We start from the raw sequence: 12,383 nt of genomic DNA on the forward strand, positions 1-12,383 counted from the left end.
CCTTTCAGGCAGAACGTTTGACGAAGCCGCCTTCAGTCGGCAGAATCGCGCGCAAAATCAGGCCGTTCAGGTCAATCGGGGAATAATAATGGCAAGTGCACTGGATAACGCGCTGTTGCAGGAGATCCTGCAGCAGGTCAGGCCGCTGATCGGGCAGGGCAAGGTCGCCGACTATATACCTGCGCTGGCGCAGGTGCCCGCCGACCGGCTGGGCATCGCGGTTTGCCTGCTGGATGGCACGGTGTACCAGGCTGGCGACGCGCTGGAGCGGTTTTCGATCCAGTCGATCTCTAAGGTATTGTCCTTAACCCTGGCGTTAAGCCGCTACAGCGATCGTGAGATTGCGCAGCGGGTGGGCAAAGAGCCCTCCGGCCAGCCGTTTAACTCGCTGGTGCAGCTGGAGCTGGAGCAGGGTATTCCGCGCAACCCGTTCATTAACGCCGGTGCGCTGGTGGTGTGCGATATGCTGGAAACGCGTCTGACCGCGCCGCGTCAGCGAATGCTGGAGCTGGTGCGTGGCCTGACCGGGCAGGCTGACGTCAGTTACGACCGCATCGTGGCGCGATCGGAGTTTGACCACTCGGCGCGTAACGCGGCGATCGCCTGGCTGATGAAGGCGTTTGGCAACTTTGCCAACGACGTGCCGACGGTGCTGCAAACCTATTTCCACTACTGCGCGATGACGCTGAGCTGCGTCGAGCTGGCGCGCTGTTTTCTCTATCTGGCCAGCGGCGGGCTGGGCCCGCAGGGCGAGGCGCTGCTGACGCCGAAGCAGACCCGCCAGGTCAACGCGCTGATGGTCACCAGCGGCATGTACGACGGCGCAGGTGAATTTGCCTGGCGCGTTGGCATGCCCGGTAAATCCGGCGTCGGCGGCGGCATCATTGCCGTGGTGCCCGGCGAGATGACCATTGCCGTCTGGTCGCCGGAGCTGGACAGCGCCGGAAACTCGCTGGCCGGCACCGCCGCGCTGGAGCTGCTGGCCGACCGCATCGGCCGCTCGATCTTTTGAGAGGGTTTAGTGGTGGCAAATCAGTCGGCAGAGGTTTCCGGTAAAATCTTCGCTGATACTGACAATGCATAATAAATTGATTTCTTTTCAGCTAACGTTACAACAATAAACGGGATGGCGAGGTAAGCCAGCTGCTAACGTGGCTGTGATACCGCAGTAAGTTCTGCGGCATCACGAAGCTCGTTATTCAGGCTGCATTATCCTGATACCGCGCTTCTGCAGGGCAAACACCACCAGTACCAGCATTAACCCCCACTCGACGCCGAGGGTGATGAGGATTGCCTGGCGATAGTCGCCGTGCGGCTGCAGCACGTGGCTGAATACCGCGCCGAGCAGCATCGGGCCGAGCCCCATCGCGGTCTGCTGCACGGTGGAGAGCACCGCGCTGCCGGCCCCGGCGTGGGTTTTCGGTACATCGGCGAGGCCGATGCGGTAGAAGCAGCTGACGATAAACGACTGACCGAAGCCAATCAGCGCGGTGGCCGGAGCGAGGGCGAGGATGCCGATCTGCGGCCAGCCGCGTTCCAGCGTCAGCATCAGCGCCAGCAGGCCGCTCATCTGAATGGCATAGCCGGCCAGCAGCGTGGCAACCTTACCCCAGCGCGCCACCATGCGGGTGGAGAGCATCGCGCCGATAAAGTAGGCGCTGCCCAGCGCGATAAAGGCGTTACCGGACTGGAACGGCGTCATGCCCAGCCCGGACTGCAGCGTCAGCGCCACCACAAACATAAAGCCGCTCCAGCAGGCGAAGAACAGCACGCCAATGGTCAGGCCGAAACGCACGCCGGGCAGGCGCAGCAGGGCGGGCGGCAGCAGCGGTGAACCGCCCCTGCGCTCCAGCCGTAACTCAACCTGCCACAGGCGGCCGAGCAGCAGCGGGAACAGCGCCAGCAGCGCGAGGCATGGCCATGACCAGTGCAGCAGCGGGCCGAGCGACAGCGAAATCAGCAGGCTGCCGGTGGCAGCGGCCAGCCAGAAGGTGCCGGCCCGATCCAGCGCCACCCGGCGATCGTTACGGGTTTCCGGCAGGGTACGCGTGGCCAGCAGCAGGATCGCCACGCAGAACGGGATATTAATCAGGAACACGCTGCGCCAGCCGAAGCCACCGGGATTGAGCTCAATCAGCGTGCCGCCCAGCACCTGGCCAATGATAAACGCCAGCCCGCCAATGCCGCCGTACAGGCCCAGCGCGCGCGAATGTTCGCGGCCGTGCAGCGTCACGTGCAGCGTCGCCAGAATCTGCGGCACCACCAGCGCCGCGCCCACCCCCTGCAGCGCCCGTGCCAGCAGCAGCGTGGTAACGTTGGGTGCCAGCCCGCACAGCAGCGAGGAGAGGCCAAACAGCGCTACCCCCCAGATAAACACCCGGCGGCGGCCGAGGTTGTCGCCCAGCCGGCCGCCCATCGCCAGGCTGATGGCAAAGGCGATACCGTACAGCGCCACCATCAGCTCCAGCTGGATCGGCGAGGCGTGCAGCGAGGCGGACATTGCGTCCAGCGCCACGTTAACTATCGAAAAATCGATCATCGGCAACAGCTGACCCGCTAACAGCACCAGCAGGCCGCTGCGGCCGAGAGTGGTGGAATCATAACCGCTTTTCATGGTGTAAACCCTTGTGTTAATCAGTAACCGGGCTGAGAATAACGCTTTCTGAAACGGGTACCAGTTTTTGCTTATCATGGTATAAACACTACCCGCCTGCGTGGAGAACACCGAATGAGCGAAGCTATCCTGCCGGTCAGCGGCACTGAAAAAAACCGACAGCTGCTGGCGACCTTCCTGCGCAGCCGCCGCGAAAGCCTCGACCCGCAGCGGCTGGGGCTGCCGCGCCAGCGCAGCCGACGCACGCCGGGCCTGCGGCGGGAAGAGGTGGCGCAACTGGCCGACGTGGGCGTCACCTGGTACACCTGGCTGGAGCAGGGCCGCGAGATTAAAGCCTCACCGAAAACGCTGGCGGCGATCGCTGCGGCGTTACAGTGTAACGAGGCCGAGACCCAGCACCTGTTCCGGCTGGCCGGGCATGAGTCACCGGCGCGGGAGCTGGCAAAAAGCTGTGAAGTGGTGTCGGCCCACGGCCAGATCCTGCTGGATTCTCTGCACCCGCTGCCGGCGATTATTCAGAGCAAACGTTTTGATATCATGGGCTATAACCAGGCCTGGTGCCGGCTGATGAATGTCGATCTGGAAAGCATCGCCCCGGAGGACCGCAACTGCATCCTGCTGGCCTTTACCCACCCTGACTGGCGGGCGGCGGTGGTTGACCAGGAGCAGCTGATGCCGCATATGGTGGCGCTGTTCCGCACCCAGATGGGCGAACACCATGACGACCCGCGCTGGCAGGAGTTGCTGGATCGCCTGCTGCGCGAGTCGGCAGAGTTTCGCCTGATGTGGCAGCGTTATGAAATTCGCGCGATTGATAACCATATTAAGCAGTTCCGCCACCCGCAGGCGGGCGTACTGACCCTGCGGCAGAATAACTGGTGGTCCGCGCCGCGCAACGGCGATCGTCTGCTGGTTTATATTCCCAATGATGAACAGAGCGCGGCGGCGCTGCAGCAGATTACCGCCTGAATCTGTCAGGACCGGTAATAATAAACTGTGCTAAATCATGGTGATGGTGATAATAGCCCATAGTGCTTAGTCACCATCTTCAAAAACGCGCCGCGCTTTGATATATTAGCGTTCTGAGTTATTTTTTATTTTATTGATTTTAAATGCTTTTTAATTCAATGCTTCATCCGTGGATGAACGGCAAAAAGCAAGGATCACCGCATGCTTGATAATCGTTTTCCCACCGCCTTACAGATGGTGCTCTGCATCGCTAAAGCGGACGGCGAAGATAAACGCTGTACCAGTAAAATGCTCGCCGATGGCCTTGAGGCTAACCCGAGCTTTGTACGCAAAATGATGGTGCCGCTGACCCGCGACGGCATTATCGTCTCTACGCTCGGCCGCAGCGGCACCATTCGCCTCGGGCGGCCAGCCGACCAGATCACCCTGTGTGATATTTACAGCGCGGTGATCGAAGATAAACCGCTGATGGCCTGCCGGCCGGAAGTGCCGGCGCGCTGCACGGTCAGCGCTAACGCCTGCTGGTACTTCAAAGAGCTGGCATGGGAAGCGGAACAGGCCTCGCTGGCGGTGCTGGCGAAACGAACCGTTGCCGAGGCATTGCGCGATATTCTGCAGCGCGGTGCACCAAAGACGCAGGATGACTGCGTGGCTGTCACCGAATAGCACTCCCTTAATCGTCCCGCTGCCGACGGCGGCGGGGCGCTCAACCCAATTTTAACTCTCACTGCCTTGTCGATCCTTTTTCCCCTACCCATCGCAACGCGTTCGGCGCAACCCGCCCGTCAGAATTTAATGCAACAATAAAACTTGCATTATAGGCCCGGCTGACTTACTTTTATTAAAGTGCATTTTTGATTGATACTTTTTAGGGGAAGACCAATGAGCCATGATGACTTTATTCAGGATTTACTGCAGTGGATTGACGGCCACATTGAAGGCAAGATGGATTTAGACACCGTGGCTGCCCGCGCCGGTTACTCCAAATGGCACCTGCAGCGCATGTTTAAACAGCATACTGGCTATGCAATGGGTGAATACATTCGCGAACGTCGTCTGAAAAAATCCGCTGAACGCCTCGCCCGGGGCGGTGAGCCGATTCTGGATGTGGCGATCAGCTTTGGTTTTGATTCCCAGCAGTCGTTTAACCGCAGCTTTAAGCGCCAGTTTGGCCAGTCGCCGGGCGCATGGCGCCGTCAGGTACAGATTGCCGCGCACGCCTGATGACGCAGGGGCAGGTGAACCTGCCCCGTCATCGTCTTACTTCACTCTGGCTTATCGTTACCACTTAACCGTGCCGCGCTGCCAGGCGAGCGAACGATCGCGTACCGCAAACAGCAGGGTGATCAGCGACGAGAACAGCAGTGCCATCACGATCAGCGCGCCGTACATATTGGCGTAGGCCGCCCAGCCCTGAGCCCACTGCAGATACCACCCCAGCCCGGATTTCACCCCCATCATCTCCGCCGCCACCAGCACGGAAAACGACGCCCCCAGCCCCATAAACAGCCCGACAAACACCTGCGGTAACGAGGCCGGGATCGCCACGCGCAGTACCAGGAACAGCGTGCTGGCCCCCAGCGTACGCGCCACGTCGTAGTAGCGCTGATCGACGCTGGCGACGCCAGACCAGGTGAGCACCGTGACCGGGAACCAGGTGGCCAGCGCGATCAGAAACACCGCCGCCGAGAAGCTGGAGGGGAAGAAGTAGAGCGCCAGCGGCAGCAGCGCGGTGGAGGGTACCGGGCCGAGGAAGCGCAGCACCGGGTGCACCCAGTAGCCCAGCCCGCGCGACCAGCCGATCGCCACCCCGGTCACAAAGCCGCTCAGGCTGCCAAACACAAACCCCAGCGCCAGCAGCCGCATCGAGTTCAGCACGCTGTCGCCCAGCCGGTACCAGTCGGTGGCGTACGCTTCGACCAGCGCCCGCGGCGGCGCAAAAAACGGCACCGGCAGCAGCGCCAGCTTGGCGGTCACCATCTCCCAGACGGCGAACAGCAGCGCCATCGCCACCAGCCAGCGCGCGCCGCGCAGCAGCGGTGCCAGCAGGCGCGGCAGCGCCAGCAGCCGCCCGGCCAGTACCGTCAGGCTCAGGGCGGCGGCCAGCACCACAAAGACCTGATGGGTCTCGGTGACAAAACGCGGTGCGGCAAAGCCGACCGGCTTATCCGGCCAGAGGATCATCAGCGCGGCCAGCCCCCACCAGGCGGCCGCGGCCAGCAGCAGGGTGGCCGACAGGCGCACCGGCGGGTCGCGGCGCGTCAGCGGGGAGGCAAGGGTTTCACTGGACATCACGACTCCTTATGCGCTGTGGTGGGCGTGTTCGCCCTGGCCGCCCAGCAGGTCCGGCACGTAGTGCTCGGCAAACTTCTGCGCGTCGGTATCGTCGCGGATCACCTTAATGGTTTTCAGCTCATTGACGTAGATCGCCACCTCTTTGCGCAGCTGCGCGCCGCTGGAGTGGTGGGCGTGTGTGTGCTCGCTGAGCATCGCGGCGATGTCATCCGCTGACACGTTGCCCGGCACAAACGGGGCGAAGATCTTCGCCGATTCCGCCGGGTGATCGGCCGTCCACTGCTGGGCGTCGATAATCGCCTGGCTGATCGCCTGCGCGACCTTCGGGTTATCGCGCACCAGCGAACCGCGCAGGCCCAGCACGCAGCAGGTCAGGTTGCTGTACTCGCCGTTGAGGTTGTTATCCACCTCCACCAGCCCGTCGCGTTTCTTAATCAGCCAGCCCTGCGGATCGTCGGTGGCCAGCGCCTGTACTTCCCCCTTGCGCAGCGCCTCGCCGAAAAGGTCGGCCGGGTACTGTACCCAGTTCACCTGGGTATCCGGGTCGATACCCAGTTTCGCCAGCTGGATGGCAAAGAAGTTACGGATCGGGCTCGCCTGGTCGGTCACCGCCACGCTTTTGCCCACCAGATCGCGCACGCTGTTGATGCCGCTGTCTTTCGGTGCCAGCAGGCGCATACAGCCGCCGTGGGTACCAACGGTAAGATCAACGTCAAAGCCCTGCTCCAGCGGCTTCAGCCAGCGTAATGCCATGCCGATACCGCCGTCCGCCTTGCCGGTGGCGATCGCCTGCAGCAGGGCGTCGGTCGGGCCGCTGAAGTTCACCGGCTCGACGTTCAGCCCGTACTTCTTAAAGAAACCCTGCTTGAGCGCCACCGAGATCGGCGACTGACACACCGCCGTCTGGCCCCATGCCAGCTTCACCGTGGTCAGCTTCTCGTCACTGCCCGCCGCCCATACCGGTAGCGAGGGTGCCAGCACCAGTCCGGCTCCTGCCACACCCAGAGTCTGAATAAAGTTACGACGCGAAACACCGCGAGAAAGAGTCATGCTGTTTATCCCTTTTGGCTGAATTATCACCGCACTATGACAACATTTTCCGCCGGTCTGAAATAACAATCCCGCATGTGGAAATGCAAAATCACGTTATCTGGCGCGCTGTAAACCTTTGCCACTATTGGTATTTCACCCGGCAGCAAAAAAACGGAATAGTCAGCGTGTATCCGTTAATGAGGTGAAGCAATGGCAGTAGCAGAGCAGAGAGAAAACCCGGCCGGTCTGGCGCTGAGCGTTAACCAGGTCAGCCATGCGTTCCATCTGCAGGGCGAAAGCCTGGCGGTGCTGGATAACGTCTCGCTGCAGGTGGCACCGGGGGAGTTTGTCGCGCTGCTTGGCCCCTCCGGCTGCGGTAAATCGACGCTGCTGCGGCTGGTGGCCGGGCTGGATCGCGCTTCTCAGGGGGAGATCTTCGAGGATAACCGGCCGCTGACCGCGCCGCACCCCAGCCGGGTGGTGGTGTTTCAGGACCCGACGCTGTACCCGTGGAGGCGCGTCTGGCGCAACGTGGCGCTTGGCCTGCAGACCCGCGGTGCGCTGACCCCGGCAGGGCGCGAACGCATTGATGCCACGCTGGAGAAAGTCGGCCTCAGCCAGTTTGCCAACGCCTGGCCGCATCAGCTCTCCGGCGGCATGGCGCAGCGTGCGGCGCTGGCGCGGGCGCTGGTCAACCATCCGCGCCTGCTGATCCTCGACGAGCCGCTGGGCAAGCTCGACTCGCTGACCCGCATCCGCATGCAGCAGGAGCTGGTGGCCCTATGGCGCGAGCAGCGCTTTACCACGCTGATGGTCACCCACGACGTGGAAGAGGCGCTGCTGATGGCCAACCGGGTGGTGATCTTCAGCCCGCGCCCGGCGCGCATTATCGAAACGATTACCGTCGACCTGCCTTACCCGCGTCGCCGCAACGATCCGCGGCTGGTGGAACTGCGCGCCCGTGCGCTGGCGCTGCTGGGTGCTGAACTCACTGAGGAGCCTGAGTATGACTATTCATAATTCGATCGCCGAACTGGTGGGCAATACGCCGCTGCTGCGCCTGAACCGCTTTATCGCGCAGTTCGCGCTGCCGGCGGAGATCCTTGCCAAGCTGGAGTACTTTAACCCCAACCACAGCGTAAAAGACCGCATTGCGCTGGCGATGATCGAAGAGGCGGAACGCAGCGGCAAACTGAAACCGGGTGACACCATCGCCGACACCACCAGCGGTAATACCGGCATCGGCCTGGCGGCGATCGCGGCGGCGAAAGGCTATCCGTTCCGGGTTTATCTGCACGACCGGCTGAGCGAGGAGCGCTTTCAGATCCTGCGCGCGCTGGGCGCGGAGGTGATCCCGTACAGCCAGGTCGAGGGCTTCCGCGAGATCCTCGAAAACTGCGACGGTGATTTTGTGGCGGCGGCGCGCTGGCTGGCGCAGAACGTGATTACCCGCCAGCCTAACGTGTTCCACGCCGCGCAGCTGGAGAACCCGGCTAACCCGGGCGCGCACCGGCTGACCACCGGCCCGGAGATCTGGCAGCAGACCGCCGGGCAGCTGGATATCGTCATCGTAGCGGTCGGCACCGGCGGCACCATCTCCGGCGTCGGTCAGTATCTGAAGCAGCAGAACCCGGCGATCAAAATTATCGCCGTCGAACCGGGGCCGCACTCTGTTCCGGCCGCAGGGCGGGAAGATATCCGTGAACTGACCGGCGTCCACGCCTTCAGCGGTGTGCTGCCGGAGCGCATCCCTCCCAACCTGAATCTGTCGGTTATTGATGAAGCGATTGCCGTTGAGTCCTGGCAGGCCACCGAGGCCGCCCGCGCCGTGGCGCAGAGCGACGGCATCCTGATCGGTGAATCCGCCGGCGGCGTGCTGTGGGCGGCGCGGGAAGTGGCGCAGCGCCCGGAGAACCACGGCAAACGTATTGTGACCCTGCTGGCCGATAGCGGCCTCAGCTACCTCTCCACCGACCTGTTTAACCACAACCTGACCATTGGTCAGCTGCAGGTCAACGCACTGTTACACAACCCGGCGATCCAGAACGCCTCGTGAAATGATGTTTAAGGAACTGTTATGAGCCAGATTACCTCTCTGCCGATTCTTGATTTATCCGAACTGGATGGCGATGCCACCCGCCAGCAGGCGTTCTACGACAAGCTGAGCTTCGCCGCGCGCGAGGTGGGCTTTTTCTACCTGATCAACCACGGGGTGGACGAGGCGCTCTCCGCGCAGGTGCAGCAGCTGTCGCGAAAGTTTTTTGCGCTGCCGGATGAGGAAAAACAGCAGGTTGCCATGCTGCACTCGCCGCATTTTCGCGGTTATAACCGTGCCGGTTCCGAGCTGACCCGCAGCCAGCCGGACTGGCGGGAGCAGTTCGACATCGGCGCCGAACGCCAGCCGCTGCCGGTGCAGGCCGGCGATGCCGGCTGGAAACGGCTGCAGGGGCCAAACCAGTGGCCGCAGGCGCTGCCGGAGCTGAAACCGGTGCTGCTGGCCTGGCAGCAGTCGATGACACAGATGTCGCTGCGCCTGCTGCGCGCCTTCGCCCGGGCGCTGGATCTGGCCCCCGATGCCTTCGACCCGCTGTACGGCGATAAGCCCAATGAACATATCAAACTGATCCGCTACCCGGGCCAGACCGCCGGTACCTCCAGCCAGGGCGTCGGGGCACACAAAGATTCCGGCTTCCTCAGCTTCCTGCTGCAGGACAACCAGCGCGGCCTGCAGGTCGAGGTGGAACCGGACCGCTGGGTGGATGCGCTGCCGCTGCAGGGGGCATTTGTGGTGAATATCGGCGAGCTGCTGGAGCTGGCGAGTAACGGCTATCTGCGGGCGACCGTCCACCGGGTGGTGGCACCGCCGGCCGATAAAGATCGCCTGTCGATCGCCTTCTTCCTTGGCGCACAGCTGGACGCGACCATCCCGGTTTACCAGCTGGCGCCGGAAATCGCCCGCCTGGCACTGGGCCCGGCCAGCGACCCGCGCAACCCGCTGCTGCGCGACGTCGGCTGGAACTACCTTAAAGGCCGCCTGCGTTCGCACCCGGACGTCGCCGCGCGCTGGTATGACCAGTTACAACAACAACAACCCCAACACACCGCTTAATCTTAAGGAACCGCCATGACTACAGGCTTCACTTCGTTCCCGCTGGCCGGCATCGCGTTATCTGTTGCTTTCGCCTTCAGCGCCCAGGCTGCTGAGACGTTGCGCGTGGCCGCCGACCCGGTGCCGCACGCTGAAATTCTTAACTTTGTGAAAAAGAGCGATCCGCAGCTGGATCTGAAAATCATCGAGCTGACCAGCGGCATTAACGCCAACGAACTGCTGGCGCATGGCGACGTCGACGCTAACTACTTTCAGCATGTGCCATACCTGAAAGAGCAGGAAAAAGCGCTGGGGCAGAAATTTGTCGTCGCCGCCACGGTGCATATTGAACCGCTGGGCATCTACTCCCGTAAGGTAAAAACCCTGCAGGAAGTACCGGATGGCGCTACCGTGGCGGTGCCTAACAACGTCACCAACCTCAGCCGTTCGCTCTATCTGCTGCAGAAAGAGGGGCTGATCAAACTTAAGGCGGGCTACAACGATCCTTCAAAAAATCAGGCCACGCCGAAAGATATTGCTGAGAACCCGAAAAAACTCAAAATTCTGGAAGTGGAATCGCCGCAGATCCCGCGCACGCTTGATGACGTGCAGCTGGCGGTGATCAACGGCAACTACGCGCTGGAAGCGGGGCTGACCCCGGCGAAAGACGCGCTGGGTCTGGAGAGCGCGGTCAATAACCCGTACGCCAATATTCTGGTCACCACGCCGAAGCTGGCTAACGATCCCCGCATTAAACAGCTGGCGAAAGACCTGGAGTCAACGCAGGTGGCCGGGTTTATTCAGCAGAACTATAACGGTTCGGTGATCCCGGTAGCAGGTAAATAGGATGATTGTCCTCGACGGGGTCACCAAACGCTATGCTGCCGGGCAACCGCCGGCGCTGGATAACGTCTCGCTGCGTATCCCCGACGGGGCCATTTACGGCATTCTCGGCCGCAGCGGGGCGGGGAAAAGCACCCTGATCCGCTGCCTTAATCTGCTGGAGCGCCCGGACAGCGGGCGCGTGCAGGTGGAGGGGGCTGACATCATGCAGCTGGATGACAAAGCGTTGCGCCAGCAGCGCCAGCGCAGCGGCATGATTTTTCAGCACTTCAACCTGCTGCATTCACGCAGCGTTGCCGCCAACGTGGCGGTGCCGCTGGAGATCGCCGGTGTGAAACGCCCTGAGCGGGAGGCACGGGTCAGCGAATTACTGGCGCTGGTCGGCCTGACGGATAAAGCCCGCGCCTTTCCCTCACAGCTTTCCGGAGGCCAGCAGCAGCGGGTGGGTATTGCCCGCGCGCTGGCCGCCAGACCGGACTACCTGCTGTGCGATGAGGCCACCAGCGCGCTGGACAGCGAGACTACCGCCTCGGTGCTGGCGCTGTTACAGCAGATTAACCAGCAGTTCGGGCTGACCATCGTGATGATCACCCATCAGCTGGAGGTGGTGAAAGCCATCTGCGATCACGCCGCGCTGCTGGAGCAGGGGCGGGTGGTGGAGAGCGGAGCGTTGAGCAACCTGCTCAGGCAGCCGGACTCATTGCTGCGTAACGCGCTGCTGCACGATGAACAGGCCGAACTGCGCTTTCTTCAGCGGCACGGCATTGCCGCAGGCGTGGAACCTTTCGCCCGGGCGACCGGCGCTGAACGGACCGGCCACGCTCAAGCGCCGGAAGGCTGGCCGTTAACTCAGGAAGTGAACTATGCGCGGTAGTCTCGATCTCAACGAACTGTGGCAGCTGATGGCGCAGGCCACTCTGGAAACCCTCTATATGGTGGCGCTGGCCGGGGTATTTACCCTGCTGTTCGGGCTGCCGCTGGGCGTGCTGCTGTTTATCAGCCGCCGTGGCGGCATCCTGCCGCTGCCACGGGTCAATGCGCTGATCGGCACCCTGGTCAATATCGGCCGCTCGCTGCCGTTTGTGGTGCTGCTGATTGCGCTGATCCCCTTTACCCGACTGGTGGTCGGCACGACGCTCGGCAGCAGCGCGGCGGTGGTGCCGATTACGCTCGGCGCGGTGCCGTTCTTTGCCCGCATTGTTGAGAGCGCGCTGGATGAGGTGGCGAAAGGGCGCATTGAAGCGATTCTGTCGATGGGCGGCAGCGGATGGCACGTGATCAGCAAAGTGCTGCTGCCGGAAGCACTGCCCGCGCTGCTGGCCGGCGTGACGCTGACGCTGGTGATGCTGATTGGCTTCTCCTCCATGGCCGGGGTGATCGGCGGCGGCGGGCTGGGTGACCTGGCGATCCGCTACGGCTACCAGCGATTTAATCAGCCGGTGATGATCGGCACGGTGGTGGTGCTGGTGCTGCTGGTGCAAATCGTGCAGATGACCGGAGACCGGCTGGTAAGACGGCTGGCGCACCGCCGTTAAAGCAGCC

At 62.4% G+C, this 12,383-nt stretch carries 13 protein-coding genes; 10 read left to right on the forward strand and 3 right to left on the reverse strand.

All coding sequences use genetic code 11. The features are described 5' to 3' along the window. The first annotated feature begins 88 nt into the window (after positions 1 to 88). Positions 89 to 1,012, forward strand: a complete 924-nt coding sequence (glsB, locus tag NV64_RS16845; RefSeq protein ID WP_056238481.1) for a glutaminase B — start codon at positions 89 to 91, stop codon at positions 1,010 to 1,012. Positions 1,013 to 1,195: 183 nt separating this feature from the next. On the opposite strand, the gene NV64_RS16850 is transcribed toward glsB, so the two are convergent. Then, on the reverse strand, positions 1,196 to 2,614 hold the full coding sequence (locus NV64_RS16850; protein WP_056238056.1) for an MFS transporter: 1,419 nt from the start codon (positions 2,612 to 2,614) through the stop codon (positions 1,196 to 1,198). A 114-nt stretch (positions 2,615 to 2,728) separates the two neighbouring features. On the opposite strand from NV64_RS16850, the gene NV64_RS16855 reads away from it, so the two are divergent. The 3 genes from NV64_RS16855 to NV64_RS16865 all read left to right on the forward strand — a co-directional run bounded on the left by NV64_RS16855 (position 2,729) and on the right by NV64_RS16865 (position 4,807). Further along, positions 2,729 to 3,583 (forward strand): helix-turn-helix transcriptional regulator, encoded by an 855-nt coding sequence (locus tag NV64_RS16855; RefSeq protein WP_056238053.1) that lies wholly within the window; start codon positions 2,729 to 2,731, stop codon positions 3,581 to 3,583. Positions 3,584 to 3,784: 201 nt separating this feature from the next. After that, positions 3,785 to 4,249, forward strand: a complete 465-nt coding sequence (locus NV64_RS16860; protein ID WP_056238051.1) for an Rrf2 family transcriptional regulator — start codon at positions 3,785 to 3,787, stop codon at positions 4,247 to 4,249. A 216-nt stretch (positions 4,250 to 4,465) separates the two neighbouring features. After that, the gene (locus NV64_RS16865) at positions 4,466 to 4,807 is read left to right on the forward strand and encodes a helix-turn-helix domain-containing protein (RefSeq protein WP_056238049.1); all 342 of its coding nucleotides are present in this window, start codon (positions 4,466 to 4,468) and stop codon (positions 4,805 to 4,807) included. A gap of 57 nt (positions 4,808 to 4,864) precedes the next feature. On the opposite strand, the gene NV64_RS16870 is transcribed toward NV64_RS16865, so the two are convergent. Together NV64_RS16870 and NV64_RS16875 are read right to left on the reverse strand one after the other, a co-directional pair. Beyond that, positions 4,865 to 5,875, reverse strand: a complete 1,011-nt coding sequence (locus NV64_RS16870) for an ABC transporter permease (protein ID WP_101506372.1) — start codon at positions 5,873 to 5,875, stop codon at positions 4,865 to 4,867. A 9-nt stretch (positions 5,876 to 5,884) separates the two neighbouring features. After that, the gene (locus NV64_RS16875) at positions 5,885 to 6,928 is read right to left on the reverse strand and encodes an ABC transporter substrate-binding protein (RefSeq protein ID WP_101506373.1); all 1,044 of its coding nucleotides are present in this window, start codon (positions 6,926 to 6,928) and stop codon (positions 5,885 to 5,887) included. 192 nt (positions 6,929 to 7,120) lie between these two features. On the opposite strand from NV64_RS16875, the gene NV64_RS16880 reads away from it, so the two are divergent. Genes NV64_RS16880 through NV64_RS16905 form a run of 6 tightly spaced genes read left to right on the forward strand, consistent with a single transcriptional unit; the run spans position 7,121 to position 12,376 of the window. Then, positions 7,121 to 7,930: an ABC transporter ATP-binding protein gene (locus tag NV64_RS16880; protein WP_101506374.1), complete on the forward strand. Its 810-nt coding sequence runs from the start codon at positions 7,121 to 7,123 to the stop codon at positions 7,928 to 7,930. Next, positions 7,917 to 8,966 (forward strand): PLP-dependent cysteine synthase family protein, encoded by a 1,050-nt coding sequence (locus NV64_RS16885; protein WP_056238040.1) that lies wholly within the window; start codon positions 7,917 to 7,919, stop codon positions 8,964 to 8,966. Before NV64_RS16880 ends, NV64_RS16885 begins: the two co-directional genes overlap by 14 nt. Positions 8,967 to 8,987: 21 nt before the next feature. Beyond that, positions 8,988 to 10,019, forward strand: a complete 1,032-nt coding sequence (locus tag NV64_RS16890; RefSeq protein ID WP_101506375.1) for an isopenicillin N synthase family oxygenase — start codon at positions 8,988 to 8,990, stop codon at positions 10,017 to 10,019. A gap of 15 nt (positions 10,020 to 10,034) precedes the next feature. Then, positions 10,035 to 10,844, forward strand: coding sequence for a MetQ/NlpA family ABC transporter substrate-binding protein (locus tag NV64_RS16895; protein ID WP_101506376.1), 810 nt, complete (start codon positions 10,035 to 10,037; stop codon positions 10,842 to 10,844). A gap of 1 nt (position 10,845) precedes the next feature. After that, positions 10,846 to 11,715 (forward strand): methionine ABC transporter ATP-binding protein, encoded by an 870-nt coding sequence (locus NV64_RS16900; protein ID WP_101506377.1) that lies wholly within the window; start codon positions 10,846 to 10,848, stop codon positions 11,713 to 11,715. Next, positions 11,705 to 12,376 carry a methionine ABC transporter permease gene (locus tag NV64_RS16905; protein ID WP_056238032.1) on the forward strand — a complete coding sequence of 224 codons (672 nt, stop codon included), beginning with the start codon at positions 11,705 to 11,707 and terminating at the stop codon, positions 12,374 to 12,376. The genes NV64_RS16900 and NV64_RS16905 overlap by 11 nt, the downstream gene beginning before the upstream one ends. The last annotated feature ends 7 nt before the right edge of the window (positions 12,377 to 12,383 follow it).

This window comes from Erwinia sp. B116 (genome assembly GCF_002865965.1).
Classification (GTDB): domain Bacteria; phylum Pseudomonadota; class Gammaproteobacteria; order Enterobacterales; family Enterobacteriaceae; genus Erwinia.

Excerpts from the sequence above, each read along its gene's own strand:
- glsB (WP_056238481.1), top strand. The coding sequence starts at position 89 with ATGGCAAGTGCACTGGATAACGCGCTGTTGCAGGAGATCCTGCAGCAG.
- NV64_RS16850 (WP_056238056.1), bottom strand. The coding sequence starts at position 2,614 with ATGAAAAGCGGTTATGATTCCACCACTCTCGGCCGCAGCGGCCTGCTG.
- NV64_RS16855 (WP_056238053.1), top strand. The coding sequence starts at position 2,729 with ATGAGCGAAGCTATCCTGCCGGTCAGCGGCACTGAAAAAAACCGACAG.
- NV64_RS16860 (WP_056238051.1), top strand. The coding sequence starts at position 3,785 with ATGCTTGATAATCGTTTTCCCACCGCCTTACAGATGGTGCTCTGCATC.
- NV64_RS16865 (WP_056238049.1), top strand. The coding sequence starts at position 4,466 with ATGAGCCATGATGACTTTATTCAGGATTTACTGCAGTGGATTGACGGC.
- NV64_RS16870 (WP_101506372.1), bottom strand. The coding sequence starts at position 5,875 with ATGTCCAGTGAAACCCTTGCCTCCCCGCTGACGCGCCGCGACCCGCCG.
- NV64_RS16875 (WP_101506373.1), bottom strand. The coding sequence starts at position 6,928 with ATGACTCTTTCTCGCGGTGTTTCGCGTCGTAACTTTATTCAGACTCTG.
- NV64_RS16880 (WP_101506374.1), top strand. The coding sequence starts at position 7,121 with ATGGCAGTAGCAGAGCAGAGAGAAAACCCGGCCGGTCTGGCGCTGAGC.
- NV64_RS16885 (WP_056238040.1), top strand. The coding sequence starts at position 7,917 with ATGACTATTCATAATTCGATCGCCGAACTGGTGGGCAATACGCCGCTG.
- NV64_RS16890 (WP_101506375.1), top strand. The coding sequence starts at position 8,988 with ATGAGCCAGATTACCTCTCTGCCGATTCTTGATTTATCCGAACTGGAT.
- NV64_RS16895 (WP_101506376.1), top strand. The coding sequence starts at position 10,035 with ATGACTACAGGCTTCACTTCGTTCCCGCTGGCCGGCATCGCGTTATCT.
- NV64_RS16900 (WP_101506377.1), top strand. The coding sequence starts at position 10,846 with ATGATTGTCCTCGACGGGGTCACCAAACGCTATGCTGCCGGGCAACCG.
- NV64_RS16905 (WP_056238032.1), top strand. The coding sequence starts at position 11,705 with ATGCGCGGTAGTCTCGATCTCAACGAACTGTGGCAGCTGATGGCGCAG.